The 17,317-nt window shown below is 66.4% G+C and carries 12 protein-coding genes; 8 read left to right on the top strand and 4 right to left on the bottom strand.

The features are described from left to right. Positions 1-123: 123 nt before the first annotated feature. Genes AC1DE1_RS00810 through AC1DE1_RS00820 form a run of 3 tightly spaced genes read left to right on the top strand, consistent with a single transcriptional unit; the run spans position 124 to position 1,769 of the window. Positions 124-627: a DoxX family protein gene (locus AC1DE1_RS00810; protein WP_477178239.1), complete on the top strand. Its 504-nt coding sequence runs from the start codon at positions 124-126 to the stop codon at positions 625-627. 27 nt (positions 628-654) lie between these two features. Further along, positions 655-1,041 (top strand): thioredoxin family protein, encoded by a 387-nt coding sequence (locus AC1DE1_RS00815; protein WP_441602850.1) that lies wholly within the window; start codon positions 655-657, stop codon positions 1,039-1,041. Continuing rightward, positions 1,041-1,769 (top strand): cytochrome c biogenesis CcdA family protein, encoded by a 729-nt coding sequence (locus tag AC1DE1_RS00820; protein ID WP_441602851.1) that lies wholly within the window; start codon positions 1,041-1,043, stop codon positions 1,767-1,769. Before AC1DE1_RS00815 ends, AC1DE1_RS00820 begins: the two co-directional genes overlap by 1 nt. 15 nt (positions 1,770-1,784) lie before the next feature. On the opposite strand, the gene AC1DE1_RS00825 is transcribed toward AC1DE1_RS00820, so the two are convergent. From AC1DE1_RS00825 to AC1DE1_RS00840, 4 genes are all read right to left on the bottom strand, one after another. Beyond that, the gene (locus AC1DE1_RS00825; protein WP_441602852.1) at positions 1,785-2,456 is read right to left on the bottom strand and encodes a MarC family protein; all 672 of its coding nucleotides are present in this window, start codon (positions 2,454-2,456) and stop codon (positions 1,785-1,787) included. A 110-nt stretch (positions 2,457-2,566) separates the two neighbouring features. Further along, positions 2,567-3,433 (bottom strand): ribonuclease H-like domain-containing protein, encoded by an 867-nt coding sequence (locus AC1DE1_RS00830; protein ID WP_441602853.1) that lies wholly within the window; start codon positions 3,431-3,433, stop codon positions 2,567-2,569. Next, positions 3,430-5,850, bottom strand: a complete 2,421-nt coding sequence (locus AC1DE1_RS00835; RefSeq protein ID WP_441602854.1) for a DEAD/DEAH box helicase — start codon at positions 5,848-5,850, stop codon at positions 3,430-3,432. Before AC1DE1_RS00835 ends, AC1DE1_RS00830 begins: the two co-directional genes overlap by 4 nt. Positions 5,851-5,925: 75 nt before the next feature. Then, positions 5,926-9,492 carry an autotransporter domain-containing protein gene (locus AC1DE1_RS00840; protein WP_441602855.1) on the bottom strand — a complete coding sequence of 1,189 codons (3,567 nt, stop codon included), beginning with the start codon at positions 9,490-9,492 and terminating at the stop codon, positions 5,926-5,928. 238 nt (positions 9,493-9,730) lie between these two features. Between AC1DE1_RS00840 and AC1DE1_RS00845 the strand changes: the two genes are divergently transcribed. From AC1DE1_RS00845 to AC1DE1_RS00865, 5 genes are all read left to right on the top strand, one after another. Next, on the top strand, positions 9,731-10,396 hold the full coding sequence (locus AC1DE1_RS00845) for a response regulator (RefSeq protein WP_441602856.1): 666 nt from the start codon (positions 9,731-9,733) through the stop codon (positions 10,394-10,396). Then, positions 10,393-11,799 (top strand): ATP-binding protein, encoded by a 1,407-nt coding sequence (locus AC1DE1_RS00850; protein ID WP_441602857.1) that lies wholly within the window; start codon positions 10,393-10,395, stop codon positions 11,797-11,799. Before AC1DE1_RS00845 ends, AC1DE1_RS00850 begins: the two co-directional genes overlap by 4 nt. An 87-nt stretch (positions 11,800-11,886) precedes the next feature. Further along, a complete protein-coding gene (locus AC1DE1_RS00855) occupies positions 11,887-13,227 on the top strand; it encodes a TolC family protein (RefSeq protein WP_441602858.1) in 1,341 nt (446 codons plus the stop codon). Next, a complete protein-coding gene (locus tag AC1DE1_RS00860) occupies positions 13,224-14,270 on the top strand; it encodes an efflux RND transporter periplasmic adaptor subunit (protein ID WP_441602859.1) in 1,047 nt (348 codons plus the stop codon). The genes AC1DE1_RS00855 and AC1DE1_RS00860 overlap by 4 nt, the downstream gene beginning before the upstream one ends. Beyond that, on the top strand, positions 14,267-17,302 hold the full coding sequence (locus AC1DE1_RS00865; protein WP_441602860.1) for an efflux RND transporter permease subunit: 3,036 nt from the start codon (positions 14,267-14,269) through the stop codon (positions 17,300-17,302). Before AC1DE1_RS00860 ends, AC1DE1_RS00865 begins: the two co-directional genes overlap by 4 nt. The last annotated feature ends 15 nt before the right edge of the window (positions 17,303-17,317 follow it).

The raw sequence follows: 17,317 nt of genomic DNA on the forward strand, positions 1-17,317 counted from the left end.
GTCCGGCGATGGAGGTGTCGCGCAGGACCGGACGGCGGGCAAGAAAGCATGGACGACCAGCCATGGCGGCGATCGCCAGCGCTTCGCATGATGCCCGCACCTCAATCCCCGGAAGCTGACGTCATGCGCCCCTACCTCGCCGACAAGGCAACGCAACTGCTCGCATGGCTACAGCGCATCGAATGGCTCGGGCCCTTGGTGGTGCGCGTGGTATTCGGTTACTTCTGGCTGGAAACCGGCATCGCCAAGGTGCACAACCTCGATGGCTTCACCCAGCGCTTCGTCGGCTGGGGCATTCCCTTCCCGGCGTTCAGCGCGGGACTGTCCGCGTGGACGGAATTGCTCGGCGGCCTGCTGATCATGCTCGGCCTGTTCACCCGCCTGGTGTGCATCCCCATGCTCATCAACATGGCGGTGGCCGTGGTGCTGGTCGTATCGGCCAACCTCACGGGCCTGGATGACTTCGTGGAAGCCGACGAGATCGTCTACAGCCTGATCTTCTTCTGGCTGCTGATCAGCGGCCCGGGCAAGGCCAGCCTCGACACGCTGCTGGCGCGGGCGCTGGGAATTCGCACCGCATCCGAGGCGACACCGTCAGCGCGCATGGCCATCCCTGTCATCGACTGACGGTGGGGCACAGGAGTCTTCGTGATCATGAAAACCAAGTTTCACCGATGGATGTTCGGCACGCTGTTGCTGGCGCTGGCCGGCACCACAGCCGCCGCTGAAGTGCCTTTCGACCAGGCGTCCTATGTGCGGACGCTGGCCGCGGGCAAGCCCGTCGTGGTGTACCTGCACGCCGACTGGTGTCCGACCTGTCGCGCGCAGCAACCCATCGTGGATCGCCTGTCAAAGGAACCACGGCTAAAGGATGTGACCATCTACGTAGCGGACTTTGACAAGGAAACGGCGCTGGAGAAATCGCTCAAAGTCACGCAGCAATCGACGTTCGTGGTTTTCAAGCAGGGCCACGAGGTAACGCGCTCCACTGGCCAGACGACAGAGCCTGCCATTCGCGCGGTGCTTGAGCAGGCGCTCTGATGGATTTTGGTCTGGGCACTTATGTGCTGGGTTTCCTGGCCGGCATGGCGACGCTGTTGTCGCCGTGTGTGCTCCCCATCCTGCCGATCCTGATCGCATCGGCGCTGTCCCGGCATCGGTGGGGCGTCGCGGCGCTGGCATTGGGCTTGAGTCTTTCGTTCGCGTTGACCGGAACCCTGCTCGCCACGCTCGGTGCTTCGATCGGCCTGGAGGCTGGCACCTTGCGCGTTGCGGCCGCGGTGCTGATGGTGGTGTTCGGCCTGGTGATGCTGTTGCCGCCGCTGCAGCGTACGTTTGCGCGTATCACCGCGCAGCTGGGCAACCGAAGTCAGCAGGCGCTGGGTTCGGTGCGTGGCGAAGGCGGCTTCAGCCAGTTCCTGATCGGCTTGCTGCTGGGACTGGTGTGGAGTCCTTGCGTGGGGCCGACCCTGGGTGCGGCGACCACGCTGGCGGCACAGGGCACGCATCTGGTGCAGATCGCGCTGTTGATGCTGGTGTTTGGCCTCGGCGCCGGACTGCCACTGCTGGCGCTGAGCACGGTGTCAGGCGCCGCCATGACACGCATGCGCGGCTCACTGATGTCGGCGGGCAGCGTGGCCAAATCGCTGCTGGGTGCCTGCTTCGTGGTGATCGGCGTGCTGGTGATCAGCGGCCTGGACCGCCGCTTCGAAGCACTGGTGCTTTCGGTCAGCCCGGATTGGCTGACTCGCCTGACCACGTCGCTATAAGGTGCTTGCGCAACGCTAGCGCCACTTCACCGATGCCAGCAGGTCCGACAACCCCACCCACAACAGCTGCATGCCGATGCAGAAGGTGACCAGCGCAAACAGGCGCATCACGATCTTGGTGCCGCCGGAGCCCAGCCATCGCTCCAGCGTGTCGGCGAAGCGCATGCAGATGTAGATGCTGGCGCATAAGACCACCAGCGCAGCGGCGACGCCGAGGAAGTGGACGGCCGACAAGCCATCCTTCGGCGAGCTGGTACCAAGCGCGATGGCCACCGAGATGGAGCCCGGACCCACCATCAAGGGCAGGGTCAGCGGGTAGAAGGTCTTGGCGGCCAGCGATCCGCTGCGCGAGCCGGGGTTCACTTCCTGCGCCTTCTCGTTGGCGGCATCGTCATCGTCGGGCTTTTGCAGCAGGTTCCAGCCCGCCACCGCGATGATCATGCCGCCCGCCACGCGCAGCACCGGAATGGAAATGCCGAAGAAGGTGAGCACGTAGGCGCCCATCAGCAGCGACACCAGCAGGATGGCGAAGCTGTTGGTGGTGACGCGCCAGGCCAGTTCGGTGCGTTCGGCAGCCGTAGTGTTGGGCACCATGCTCAACACGATGAAGGCCGAGCCGATCGGGTTGATGATCGGGAACAGGCCCGTGATGAGCAGCAGGGCGGTCTGGGTGAAATCTCTCAGCATGCTCGCAGCTCCCCGGGGCAGGCTTGCGGTGGGATCACGATGTGTGGCGCACCGGGCCCGCTGGCAGCCCGCGGGGAAAACCTAGCATGTCGATCCGCCGACCGCGCCCCTCATGCCTGCGTGTTTGCCTCGTCGGGTGTCGCGAAGCGGTGAAGGATGCCGCCCAGGCTGCGCAGATCCTGGCTGTTGTGCCGCGCCACGCGATGCAGCGCCTGCGCCGAACCGCCGCGCAAATAGCCCAGCCACGCGGCCGGCGCTTCGGAGCCGGGCAGGTCGTCCTCGCGCACGACCTGCAGCAGTTGTCGCTCGGCGGTGGCCAGGCGGCAGTTCTCCCAGGCACCGCGCCAGCGGCGCCGCACGGGGTGGAGCAGGTCGATATGCGCCAATCCTTCGAGCGGACACGCACGGTGGTGCAGGCGAAAGCGCGTCTTGAGCAAGGGCGAGTCGTACGACTTGCCGTTGTAGCTCACCAGCACCGCATCCGGACGCAGCCACGACGCGAAGCAATCGAGCATGGCCGCTTCGCCGGCCAGCGTGGTGATCAGCAGCTGGCGTTCGCGAAAGCGGCCTTCATGCCAGTCGCCCACGCCGATCATGAAGGCGCGTGTGCCGGTGCCGCCGGCCAGTCCAGTGGTTTCCGTGTCGAACAGCACCAGTCGTTCCGCGGCGATCTCTTCGTCGACGCGCGCAAACGCGGCATGGAAGGCAGGCGGTTCGGGCGGCCACGCGCTGCTCGTTTCGCACAGCTGCAGGCCGGGTGCGATGGTCTGCCCGGGTAGCGACGAGGGTTCGATGCTTGCCTTGCGTCGTGGCGTGGCGGCCGCGCCTTGCGTGCGCTGGCGGATGCCGAGCAGCTGCGCGATGTTGTCCGGCAACGCGGGACGCGGCTTCGCCGGCACAGCCACGGCGGCGGGTGCGGGCGGCACCACGCCGGCCTGGCGACGCAGGCCGCGCAATTTATCGGCCAGCGCGCTCATAGGGCGACGATCAGGTCGAGCACACGCGTAGCGAGCGATTTCAGCGAACGCTCGTTCTGTTCGTCCGCGGCCAGCACCGGGCCAACGCAGGCAGGACAGCCGCCGCGGCAATCGCAACGACGCACCAGTTCGCGCGCGAGGCGCACCAGATCTTCGCGTCGCTCATACAACGGTGCGCTGAGTCCCACGCCACCAGGAAAGGCGTCGTAGAGATACAGCGTGGGCACGAAGGGGCCGCTCATCGATGGCTCGCCCTCGCCGAAGCCCGAGCGAAGCTGCGCGCGACCGTTGGCGTCCGGCGTGGCGAACCACGCACCGTCGCCGCTACCCACGGCCTTCTGCAGGTCGCGCGCTTCGGCCGTCACCGCCACCGTCGCCACGATATGCAAGGCATGCGCCGCCGCTAGGAAACCGTCGAGCGCCTCCTGGCGATGATCGAACGCCTGTTCCAGCGCGCGTTGCGGCAACTGCCACCACACGGCGGTGGTATGCAGTTCAAGGTCGGGCAGGTTCACCGGGCCGTAGCCGATATTTTCGTGGGTGTAATAGCGGATCTTCTTGTAGCCCGCCACGCGGCGCGCTACATGCACTTCGCCGTGATGCGCACTGCCATTGCCGGCCGGCGAGCCATCGAATGCCTCCAGCACTTTGAGCTTGGTGTAGTCGATGGCGTCGGTGTAGTAGTCCACGTTGGTACGCGTGACGAAGGCCTTGCGGCCGTTCCAGTCCAGCCGCTCCACCTGGTAGGGCACCGACTGGATCATATGGATGGCGCCCTCGTACAAGGTGAGCGAGGCCGCGCTGAAGTCCACCTCCGCCACGATGGTCTGGCGACCATCGGTACGATCCACCACCACGAAGTTGCCGTCGGCCACCGAACGCAAGGACACCGCGTTGGCGGGGTAACTATCGGCGATCCATTCGAAGCGCTCGCCTTCCTGATGCAGCACGCCTTCTTCGGCAAGCACCTGCAGCCATGGCGTGGCGTCCTGCGGGCCGAACAGCTCGCCGTCGCGGAAGGGCAGCTCGAAGGCGGCGCAGCGGATGTGATCGAGCAGGATCAGCGGCTGGTCGGCGGCGATGCGCGCATGTTCCGGCGTGGCGTCCTGGAAGAATTCCGGATGACGCACCAGATACTGGTCAAGCGGATCGCTGCTGGCGACAAGCACACCGAGCGAGGCCTGCTGGCGTCGACCCGCGCGACCGAAACGCTGCCAGGTGGCGGCGACGCTGCCGGGATAGCCGTTGAGCACCACCACGTCGAGCGCACCGATATCCACGCCCAGTTCCAGCGCTGAGGTGCTGACGATGCCATCCACCTGTCCCGCCCGCATCTCACGCTCCGCCGCGCGACGTTCGGTGGGCAGATAGCCGCCGCGATAAGCGCGAATGCGCGGCGCCTTGCGCGGATCGCTGTCGAACACGTCCTTCAAATACTTGGTGAGCACTTCCACCATCAGCCGCGACTGCGCGAACACCAGCGTCTTCAGTCCCGCCCGGATCGCTGTGCGCGCAATGCGGTTGGATTGCGAGCGCGCCGAGGCACGCAGGCCCAGATCCGCATTGACCACCGGCGGGTTCCACAGCAGCACATGTTTCTCGCCCACCGGAGCACCGCTTTCGGTAATCGCGGTGACTGGTTGTTCGATCAGCGCGCTCGCATGCTCCGCTGGATTGCCGATGGTCGCCGAGCACAGGATGAACTGCGGCGTCACCCCGTAGAAAGCACACACGCGCTGCAGGCGGCGCAGCACGTTGGCCACGTGCGAGCCGAATACGCCGCGATAGGTATGCACCTCATCGATCACGATGTAGCGCAGGTTCTCGAAGAACTGCGCCCACTTGGTGTGATGCGGCAGGATCGCCTGATGCAGCATGTCCGGATTGCTCACCACGATGTCGCCATGCAGGCGGATCGCCTGGCGCGCATCGCCCGGCGTGTCGCCGTCGAAGGTGAAGGCTTTGACGCCGAGGTCGCCGGCCTGGTTGAGTTCCAGCAGCTCCGCCACCTGATCCTGCGCCAGGGCCTTGGTGGGAAACAGGAACAACGCCTTGGCGCGCTGGCGGATCGCTGCGCTGATCACCGGCAAGGTGTAGCACAGCGATTTGCCCGAGGCGGTGGGCGTGGCAATCACTACATGCTCGCCCGCAGCGGTGGCATTCCATGCCTGGGCTTGATGCGCATAGAGCTGATGGATACCGCGTGCTCGCAGCGCCTGGGCAAGTGCTGGCGGCATGTCGCCGGGTAGCGGAGCGAATTGACCCTCCCGTCCCGGGAGGACGAACGAGCCGGTGATGCGGTCGCCGTAACGTTTGGCAAGCCGCCGGGCGAGCTGGTCGCCGCCGGAAACGGGTGCAGCCAGCGCACCGTCGCCGCGCACCGCGCGTTGGGCCATGGGGTTAGGCAAGGCGTTCATCGGTGCGCTCCATCGGGGGATGGCATTGCACCCGCAGGCCGTCTCAATCCCTGAGACGGCCCGGTGCGGCGTGGCTTAGAACATCCAGGTCAGGCTCATGCGGGCCGCCTGGTCGTTCGCCCGGCTGGCGAACTGGCCGTTGTAGCTGGCATCCACCGTGACGTTACGCGACAAGGCGAAGCTCAGCCCGCCGGTGAAGGCTGCCGCATTGCGAGCCACCGGCACGCCATCGACGGTGTAGGCCAGGTTGCCGTTGGCAAAGCGCAACGCGCTGCTGGTGGCAGTGTCACCCCAGGCGTGCTGCCAACCCAGGCTGAAGTGCGCACGCAGGCCGCCGCTGGCATCCAGCGCAAACGCGCTGCGCAGGCCGAGCGTGGCATAGGTGGACGAATCGGTCTGCGCATTCGCGTCCAGCGCCGCGGCGCCATCGCCTTCGCTGGCGGCATCCGTGTGCAGACGCACATAGGCCACATTGAGGAAGGGCGAGAACGTCGCGGCCGGCGTGCCGAACGCGTAGCTCGCGTCGATATAGGCCTGCCCGGTGTTGCCGTCGTACTCGCTGTTGTAGCGTTCGTTGAAGGTGTCGAAGGCCACCGAGCGATGGCTGTCCACCGTCTGCCAGCTATACGCCACCGCGCCCTGCAACTGGAAGGCGTCGGCATGCAAACCGCCGTATACACCCAGGTGCGTGCCGGTGGTGTGCGACGACGAACCCAAGGCATCGACATTCGCGCTGTTCTGGCCAAAACCCGCCACCGCACCGATGCGTGCCTGCGAACCCAGCAACATGTCCGCACCGACCAGCAGGCCGCTGCCGTTCGCTTGCAGGCGCGAGGCATTGCCGTCGCCATCGTGATTGCCCCAATGGCCCCAACCGGCGGTCCAGGCGGATACGCCGTTGTCGTTGGTGGCACTGGTTCCGGTGGCGCTGTTGTTGAGGCCAAGCAGGTGATCGTTGATCGCGTCGCGCACGTAGCGGCTATCGTCCATCAATGCGGTGCGTGTGCTGGCGTAGATCTCGCCGGAGAGCTGGTCATACGCATGGCGCGCCGTTGCTGCGTCAGCCATCACCACGGCGTTGTACAGGGCGCTATTCCAGCCCAGCGCTTCGACCGCCGTGGCCGTGGCGCGTTCGTTCGGCGTCTGTGCGACACCGGCGAAGCTTACGTCGTTGCGCTCCAGCGACAGCGTCACGCTGTTGGCGCCATAGGCCAGCGTGGGCGTGAGGAAGGCGAGATTGCTGCTGGCCGAAGCAAACTGCCCAGTGATGCCCTGCGTGGCGGTGAGGATGGTGTAGTCGGTGCGCGGAGCCCAGTTGCCCGTCGTACCCAGCACCACCGTGCTGCCGGCGATGCTGGCCTTGCCGTTGACGGTGAGCAGGTCGGCCTGGCCGGTGGGCGCCGCATCGATCACCAGCGCGCCGTTGGCAGCCTGCGTGTAATTGCCGTTGATGGTGAGGGTGCCGATCGAGCCACCCGGCTGCAGCATGCCGTTGTTGGTGACATTGCCCACGATGGTGCCGTGACCGCGCAGGGTACCGCCCGCGGCCACCTGCACATTGCCGCCCAGCGTCGCAGACGCATTGCTCGCATCGCCAACTTCCAGCGTGCCGGCCTGCACCGTGGTGGTGCCGGCAAAACTGTTCTTGCCGTCGAGCACCAGCATGCCGCTGCCGCTCTTGGTGAACGAGCCCGTGCCGCTCAGCACGCCGTTGTAGATGCCGTCGCTGGCCTGGTCGAACACCAGCGCCGCGTTGTTGGTGATATTGCCCTGCAGGCTGGCGGTACTGCCCAGCAGCGTGCCGCCACTGATGGTGGTGCCGCCGCTGTAGCTGTTCGCGCCGGTGAGGGTGAGCGTGCCGCTGCCGGTCTTGTTAATGCCGAAGCTGCCACCAATGACGCCCGACTGCGTGGCCGCATCGCTTCCATCCACATCGAGCGTCGTTGCACCTTGCAGGCTGATCGCATTGGCGAGGTTGATGCCGTTGCGATAGACCAGCGTCGGCGCCGCGGCCACCAGCGTGCCGGTGCCGATCGCGCTGCTGTTGCCCAGCACCAGGGTGCCGCCGCTGACCGTGGTGTTGCCGCTGTACGTACTGGCGCCGTTGAGCGTGGTGGTGCCGGCGCCGATCATCACGCTGGCAAAGTTCGCGATGGAACCGGCATAGCTGAAGCTGTTGCCGGCGCCGGGCGCAATGGTCAGCGTGCTGCTGCCGGTGCCGCCATTGATATTGCCGTTGATCACTGCCGAGCCGCCCAGGATCTGCAGGCTGCTGTTGCCGCTGCCCAGATCCACCGCCAGGTTGCTGCTGTCGGCCGTGATGGTGCCGTAGTTGATCACGGTGGCGTTGTTGCCGCCGGTGTAAACCGCCGCTGCCGTGCCGCCGCCTTCCAGCGTGCCGCCGGCAAGGTTGGTGATGGTGACGGTGAAGGCGTTGGCAGCGCCGGTCACGGCGATGGCGGAGTCGCTCTGGCCGCGGATCAGTCCGCTATTGGTGACGCTGGTATTCCCATAGATGCCCTGGGTGGGAATCGACGCGTCGGTGGTCGGGTCCTTGTCCAGGCCGGCCAGGGTGATGCCGCGGCCCGTGCCGGTGTTGACGGTGCCGTCGCCATTGGTCGCCGAGTTGTCGCCTTCGATGGTGCCGGAGTTGACGATGGTGCCGCCGCCCACGGTCACGCCTTCGCTGGTGTCGTTGTACGCATGCAGCGACTTGATCGTGCCGGTGTTGGTGATGTTGACCAGGCCATCCACGTCGACACCGTCGCCGTCGCCATTCACGCCGTTGCCGGTGATCGTGCCGTGGTTGACCACGGTCACCACTTCGTTGGCGTTGAAGCCGTCGATATTGATGCCCGAGCCGTTGTCGCCCTGGATGGTGCCGCCGAGGTTGTTGGTCACCGACAAGGTGTACGCGCCGCTGGTGGTCACATCCGTGTTGCCGCCGGTAATGCCGTGGCGCGCGCCTTCGATGGTGCCGGTGCCGGCCACGCTGGCCGAACCGGTGGTGGCATTGACGATGGTGATGCCGCTATTGCTCTGCGCATCGATGCCATCGCTGCCGTCGGTGCTGCCCGCTGCGTTGGTCGATTTGATCAGGCCGTCGTTGTAGACAAAGCCGTTGACGCCGGGACGCACGGCGTCCGCTTCGTACGCGTCGATTTCACCGCTGGCGTAGTTGTACAGCTTATTGCTACCGGTGGTGATCGCATTGAAGTCGATCGCCTGGGCGCCACCGAGTGACGCATTGGACGAAACCAACTTGCCGTAGTTGTAGAACACGACGCTGCTGCTCGCCTTGTTCATCTGGATGACGTCGTTGTCCGCCGTCTGCATCAACGCGCCCACACCGTTGGTGACGGTGAGCGTGAGGTTGCCGGTGTTGTCGCGGATGGCGCGGCCGGTGGTCGTATCGATCAGGCTGCCGTTGTTGGTGATCGTGCTGCTGCCGGTCACGGTGACGGCGACCGCCGTGCTGCCGCCGATCGACAGCGTGCCGGTGGCGTCGATGGTGCCCGTCTGGCCCGCGGCGAGGGTCTGTGCGGTGTTGGAGGTTTGTCCGGCGGTGATCTCGAACGTGGCGGCGTGGGCGGTATCGACCAGCGCGAGCAGGATTCCGGCGACGAGCAGCTTCTTCTTCATGGGGCCCCCTGTGGCGTAAGCCCGCAAGTGTTGCGATGGCATTGCGTAAGACCCATGACAGCTTGGCTACGCCGTCCGGCCCTTTCCTTAGCGTTGTCTTAGAGAGCCTTCGCGGCCAGCCGCAGGCGTCTGACCTGGCAGAGAAAAAATCAGGCGGGACAGTCGCTTAAGTGTTTCCTAAGGCGCATGACCGATAATCCCGGCGTACATCGCCAGCAGGGCGAAGGAGCGTCAGGTCGTGCACATTCTTCTGGTCGAGGACGACGCGCAGCTGGGAGCGGCGATCCAGCGCGCCCTGGAACGGCTGAGCTATACGGTGTCGTGGCTGCGCGACGGCCGTTCGGCGCTCAACGCCATGCGCGATCGCACCGCCGACCTGGTCTTGCTTGATCTGGGCCTGCCCGGTCGCGACGGTATCGAAGTGCTGGTGGAGGCGCGCCGCGCCCATGTGGATACGCCCGTCCTGGTGATGACGGCGCGCGACGGGCTCACCGCGCGCGTCGATGGTCTGGATGCCGGCGCCGACGACTACCTCACCAAACCCTTCCATGTGGAAGAACTGGCTGCACGCATCCGCTCGCTCACCCGCCGCATGCGCGGCCTGTCGGTGAACCGTATCGAAGTGGGTGCGCTGAGCCTGGACGTGGGCACTTCAGAGGTGACCTTTCGCGGCGAGGCGGTCGACCTCACCCGCCGCGAATTCGCGCTGCTGCAGGCGCTGATGGAAAGCGCCGGCCGCCTGGTGCGGCGCGAGAGCCTGGAGAATTCCCTGTACGGACTGGATCACGTGGTGGGCAACAACGCACTCGAAGTACTGGTGCATTCGCTGCGCCGCAAGCTGAGCTTCGAGACGGTGCGCAACGTGCGTGGTTTCGGTTACATGATTCCGCAGGATCCCAAGTGAGCCGCGGCAGTTTGCGCGGACGTCTGCTCTGGTTGGTCCTCGGCGTTCTCGCGGTGGTGCTGGTGCCCTTGGCGATCTACAGCCTGCGTCGCACCACCAATGAAGTGAACGAGCTTTCCGATGGGCGCCTGGCGCAATCGGCGCGCACGCTGCAGACCTTGATCAGCGAGATCGGGCTGCCTGCCCTGCAACGCCGCAACGCCGAAGCAGGCGTGGTGGTGCCGATCACGGCGCGCTCCACCCAGGAGCTGGTGCTGCATGGCCACACCTATGAGTCCGAAGTCGGCTTCCAGGTGTTTGACCGCGACCATCGCCCGCTCCTGGTGACCGGCAATCTCACTGCCTTGCCGCCGCCCGACACCGCCAAGCCCGGTTTCAGGAATCTGCGCTACGGCAATTATCGATGGCGCCTGTTCACCCTGCCGCCGACCGCCGATGGCGTGGTCGTGCGTGCGGCCGAGCGCTATGACAGCCGTGCCGACATCCGCACTGCGCTGTGGATCGAGCATGGCCTGCCGCCGCTGATCGCGCTCCCCGTGCTGGCCTTGCTGGTGGGCTGGGCCGTGCGGCGCGGGTTGCGTCCGCTGGATGCGCTCGCGGAAAAACTGGCCGCGCGCAAACCGGGCAGTCGCGACACGCTCGACGTCGCCGACGCGCCGCGCGAACTTGAGCCGGTGCTCGCTGCACTCAACAGCCAGTTCACCCAGCTCGAGGAGGCGCTGGAGCGCGAGCGCCGCTTCAGTGCCGACGTGGCGCACGAACTGCGCACGCCGCTGGCCTCCACCATGATCAACCTGGAGAACGCCGAGGCCAGCCGCGATACGCGCGAAGCCGACGTGGCCCTGGCCGGCGCGCGCGAAAGTCTCGCTGCGCTGGCGCGCCGGGTGGAACAGCTGCTGTCGCTGGCGCGCCTGGAGGCGAGCTCGCGCGCCGAGCAGAACAGCGATATCGACCTGCTGGCGGTCGCGCGCAATGTCATCGAGGAACTCTCATCGCTGATCGGCGACTCCGATGTGGAACTGGACGTGGCCCTGGCCGATGGCACGCTGATCGTGCACGGCCACGAAGTGGCGCTGGCCGCGCTGCTGCGCAATTTGCTGGAAAACGCGCTGCGCCATGTGCCGCTGGGCGGCCAGGTGCGGCTCAGCATCCAGCGCGAGCAGGACCAGGCCGTGATCGACGTGATCGACAATGGCGAGGGTATTCCCCCGGAACGCCGCGCGGCCGTTTTCACCCGCTTTCACCGCGAGGCCGGCAGTCAGGGCGAGGGCTACGGGCTGGGACTTTCCATCGTGCAGCGGGCGGCGCAATTGCACGATGCGTCGATCCAGCTGCTCGATTCGCCCTATGGCCGCGGCCTGCGCGTCTGCGTCCGCCTGCCGCTGGGCGACTGCCGCGCCTGAGTCCGCGAGATCCTGGCGGCGCTTACAAAGTGAACGCTAAGCCAGTTTCGCTAGGGTATGGACTCCCTACTCATGCCTGGATTGTTGGTGTCTTCTCTGTCTGCCAAGCATCGCAGCTTCGCGGCCATCGCCTTGGCCATGTGCCTGGCGGGCTGCGCCACCAGCCAGCCCAAGCCGCTGCCGGAACAGGCCGCTTCCGCGTCATCGCTGTCGCAGCTGCAAGGTTATGACGCCGCCGCGCTGCCGCTGGACATGGCCGCGGTCGAGCGCCTGGTGCTGCTCAATAATCCCGACCTCAAGACCCAGCGCGCCCGGCACCAGGCGGCGCAGGCGCAGCGGCTGCAGGATGGCGTGCTGCCCAATCCCACCGTCGGCGGCAGCATCGGCTATCTGCTGTCGGGTCCGGGTGACGCGACGGCCTGGACGGCCTCGATCAGCCAGGACATCGCCTCGCTGATCACCCTGCGTCCCCGCCGCGAGGCGGCGAAAGCCAGCGCCGATGAAGTCGACGCCGGCCTGCTGTGGGAGCAATGGCAGACCGTGGGCAAGGCGCGCCTGCTGGTGATCGATCTGGTCGAAGGCCAGCGGCAGATCGCGCTGCAGACGCAGGCACTGCAGGCCCAGGCGGAGCGCGAATCGCGTATCGCCAAAGCCGTCCGCGATGGCAACCTCGAGCGCGTGGCGGTGGCTTCCGATCTCGCCGCTGCCGCCGAGGCACGCAGCGCACTGAGCGACATGCAGCGCCGCCAGCTCGACCAGCAACAGCAGCTCCATGCGCTATTGGGTCTGCAGCCGGGCGTCGTGCTGCCGCTGGCGACAAACTTGCCATCCGCCCAGGTGGACCCCGCGGCGATCCGCACGCAGTTCGACAGCGTGAGTCGTCGCCGGCCGGACCTCGTTGCTCTGCAGCTGGGCTATCAGGCCCAGGAAGCGAACTTGCGCGCCGCCGTGCTGGCGCAGTTTCCGCCGCTGGCGATCGGCTACGACGCCTCGCAGGACAATAGCCGGGTGCGCAATGGCGGCCCCGCGGTGAACTTCACGCTGCCGATCTTCGATCACAACCAGCACAACGTGGCGATGGCCCGCGCCACCCGCGACCAGCTGCACCAGGAATACACCACGCGCCTGGCGACTTCGCACGACGACGTCGAAGCGCTGCTGGCGCAATACGCACAGCTCGATGCGCAGCATCAGGCGCTTACTCCCGCTACCGACGACGCCGTGCACGCTGCCTCTGAGGCCGGCCAGGCGGCGCAAGCCGGCTTGATCGACCTGCGCAACGTCACCGATCTGCGCGTGGCCGCCCTCAACCGGCAATTGGCGCAACTGGCGACCGAGCAGGCCATGCTCGAACAGCAGGCTGCACTGGAATTGCTGGTCGGTCGCGGCATGCCGACTTCTCTCGAACAGGATGTGATGGCCCCATGAGTTACCGACAGCCATGGATCGCTGCGGCGCTGGCCGCGTTTGTTTTGGCCGCCTGCTCCAGCAGCGAAGCACCGGACGAAACGGCCGTGAGCGCCGCGGTCACCACCGTGCCGCTGAAGCAGGGCAGCGTGGCCGATACCGTGACCGCCTACGGCAGCGCCGGTCCGGCCGCCGATGCCGCGCAAGTGATCAGCGTGCAGGCCGCGGGTCGCGTGACGCGCTGGAACGTCACGGCGGGTGAGTCGGTGAAGCGTGGACAGTCCCTGCTTGCCTTCGCACTGGCGCCCTCGTCGGTGGCGGCCTATCAACAGGCGCTGACGGCGCAGAAGTTGGCCCAGGCGCAGCGTGCCCATACCGCGCAGCTGCTGTCGCAGCAACTCGCCACCCGCGATCAGCTCGAGCAGGCCGAAAAGGCCTTGCAGGATGCGCAGTCCAATCTCGATGCACTGGTGCAGCAACAAGGCCGCAGCGCCACCATGGATGTCACCGCGCCGTTCGATGGCACGGTGGTGACGGTCGACGCACCGCAGGGCGACAACCTGCAGGCGGGTGCCGCCTTGCTCACGCTGCAGCGTGGTGACGGCATGGTCGTCACGGTCGGCGTCGAGCGCGATGCGATGACGCGCGTGCAGGTCGGCGCGAAGGCGGATCTTGCGCCCATCGATGGCGGTGCCGCCATGCACGGCACGGTGCGCCGCGTGGCCCATGCGTTGGATGCGCACACGCATCAACTCAATGTGGAGATCGTGCCCGATGGCGCACTGGTCAGCGGTGAGGGCTTCCGCGCCGACATCATCGTGGGTCAACGGCAAGGCTGGCTGTTGCCGCGTGATGCGGTGCTGGGCGACGACGCGGATCGCCATGTCTTCCAGGTGGCGAACCACAAGGCGGTGAGCGTGCCGGTCAAGGTGCTGGGCGAGACGGACAGCATCACCGTCGCCAGCGGCGCACTCGACGCCAAGCTGCCGCTGGTTACTGAAGGCGCGACGCAGCTGGACGACGGCATGGCCGTGCGCCTGCCGACGGAACAGGCCAAGCCATGAGCTTGCCGACACTCTTGGCGCGGCACGCGCGTGCCATCGTCATCGTGGCTTTCGCACTCGCGCTGGCGGGTCTGGCCAGTTCGCTCACGCTGCCGGTGGGGCTGTTCCCGCAAGTGTCGTTTCCGCGCGTGGTGATCGATCTCGACGCCGGCGACCGGCCGGCGGACCAGACCGCGCTGCTGCTGACGCGGCCGGTGGAAGAGGCGATCCGCACGGTGCCGGGTGTGGCCGGTCTTCGATCGGAAACCACGCGCGGTTCGGCACAGATCTCGGTCGACTTCGGCTGGGGACGCGACATGATCGCCTCCACTCTGCAGGTGGATTCGGCCATTGCACGCGTGCTGCCGAGTTTGCCCGCGGGCGCCAGCTACAACGTGCGCCGCATGGATCCCACGGTGTTTCCCATCATCTCCTATGCGCTGCAGTCGGACAGCATGTCGCCGGTTGCGCTGCGTGATCTCGCGCAATACCAGATCGTGCCGTTGCTGGCGTCGGTCGAGGGTCTCGCGCGCGTCGACGTGCAAGGCGGCGAAACCGCCGAAGTGCAGGTGGAGGCCGACCCGCGCAAGCTCGCGCAATACGGTCTGAGCCTGGACGACCTGGCCACCGCCGTGAGCGGCGCCAACCAGCTGGAGGCCGTCGGTCGGCTGCAGGATCGCAATCAGCTTTATCTCGTCGTCGCCGATCACTCGCTGCAACACATCGAAGCGATCCGCAAGATCATCGTGAAAAACGATGCGCACGGCTGGGTGCGATTGTCGGATGTCGCCACGGTGCGCGATGGCTACGTGCCGCAATGGATCAAGGTGAGCGAGGACGGCAAGCCTGCCGTGCTGTTCAACGTGTTCGAGCAGCCGGACGGCAATGCGGTGCAGATCGCCAGCGAAGTACGCGCGCGGCTGGCCTCGTATCGACTGCCCAAGGGCGTGACGCTCAAGCCGTGGTACGACCAGAGCGAGCTGGTGGTGGAGTCCGCCCATAGCGTGCGCGATGCGGTGTTGATCGGCCTGCTGCTCGCCGCGGTGGTGCTCTTGGTATTCCTGCGCAATCTGCGGGTGACCCTGATCGCGATGCTGGTGGTGCCGGTGACGCTGGCCGTCACGGTGTTGCTGCTGCAAGTGTTCGGCATGAGCTTCAACATCATGACGCTCGGCGGCATCGCGGCTGCCGTCGGCCTGGTGATCGACGATGTGATTGTGATGGTGGAACACGTCGCGCGACGAGCGGGCACGCTGGATGGCGGTGGCGAAGCCGTCGTTTTGCCAGCGGCGCGAGAGTTCCTCGCACCACTGACTGGATCAAGCCTCGCCACGCTGATCGTGTTCGTACCGCTGGGTCTGCTCAGCGGCGTCACCGGCGCCTTCTCCAAGGCGCTCTCGATTACCATGGCCAGTGCGCTGGCCGTCTCGTGGCTGGTGACCGCGTTCGTGGTGCCGCCGCTGTTGCGGCGCTGGATCGACTTTCGACACTGGCATGATCCGGGGCTCGATCACGAAAGCTGGCTGTCGCGTTCGCATGCGCGCCTGTACGACGCGTTCGCGCGCCGCCCGGCGTGGCTGCTTGCGTTCGTCGTGCCGCTGCTGGTGATCGGCGGCGTGGCTTACACGCACGTGACCACGGGTTTCATGCCTTCGGTGGACGAAAGCGGCTTCGTGATGGATTACTACACCAAGCCCGGCACCTCCTTGCCCGAAACGGCGCGGCAGGTCGCGCAGATCGAAGCCATCCTGCATGCGATGCCCGAAGTGGACACGTTCTCCCGCCGTCTCGGCACCGGGCTGGGCGGCGATCTGGGGCAGTCGTATCACGGCGACTTTTTCGTGCGGCTGAAACCCGATCACGCGCGTGCCACCGAGGACGTGATGAGCGACGTGCGCGAACACGTGGAGCACGAGGTGCCCGGTGTGGAGGTGGAGCTCGCACAGCTGATGGAAGATCTCATCGGCGATCTCACCGCCGTGCCGCAGCCGATCGAGATCAAGCTGTATTCGGCCGATCCGGACACGCTGGTGCCGCAGGCGCGACGCGTGGCCAAGGCGCTGGCCGATATCCCCGGCGTGGTGGAGATCAAGGATGGCCTGCAACTGGCCGGCGATGCCTTGAACGTGCGGATCGATCCCGACCGCGCCACGCTCGAGGGCATGACGGTGGCGGCGGTGACGCAGGCGATCAACAACGCGCTGACCGGCGTGGTGGCCACGCAGTTGCCGCAGGCCACCAAGAGCGTGGGCGTGCGCATCCGCATGCCGGACTCGATGCAGTGGCGGCTGCCGCAGCTGCTCGCCTTGCCGGTACGCGCACCCGACGGACATGTCTTTCCATTGAGCCGCGTCGCCAGTATCGCGACTGAAAACGGGCAACCGCAGATTTCCCGCGAAAACCTGCAGCAGATGACGGCGGTGACGGCGCGCATCGACGGCCGCGGCATGGGCGCTGCCGTGGCCGACGTCAAGAAACTGCTCGCGCAGCCGGGCATGCTCGATGCCGATACGCGCTACGAACTGGGCGGCCTCTACCAGCAGCAACAGATCGCCTTCCTCGGCCTGGGCAAGGTGTTTCTGATGGCGCTGGTGGCGGAATTCGTGCTGCTGCTGTTTCTCTACGGCCGTGCCGGGCTGGCCCTGGTGGTGATGGGTTGCTCGTTGTTCTCGGCCACGGCGGTGTTCATCGCGCTATGGCTGTGCGGCGTGGACCTCAACATCACCGCGATGATGGGCATGACGATGATCATCGGCATGGGCACGGAGATGGCGATCTTCTACGTGTCCGAGTACGTCACGCTGTCGCGCGAGCTGCCGCCGCTGCAGGCTTTGCGCCTGGCCAGCCGCGATCGCCTGCGACCGATCACCATGACCACGCTCGCCGCGATTCTCACGCTGTTGCCGCTCGCGCTGGCCTGGGGGCAGGGTGCTGGCATCCAGCAACCGCTCGCCATCGCGATCATTGCGGGGCTCGCCTTGCAATATCCGTTGGTGCTGCTGGTGATGCCGACCCTGATCGGCGTGGTGGCAGGACATGCACGAAGGCGATGAGCGGCCACCAGCGCC

It is taken from the genome of Dyella sp. 05T440, assembly GCF_056395965.1.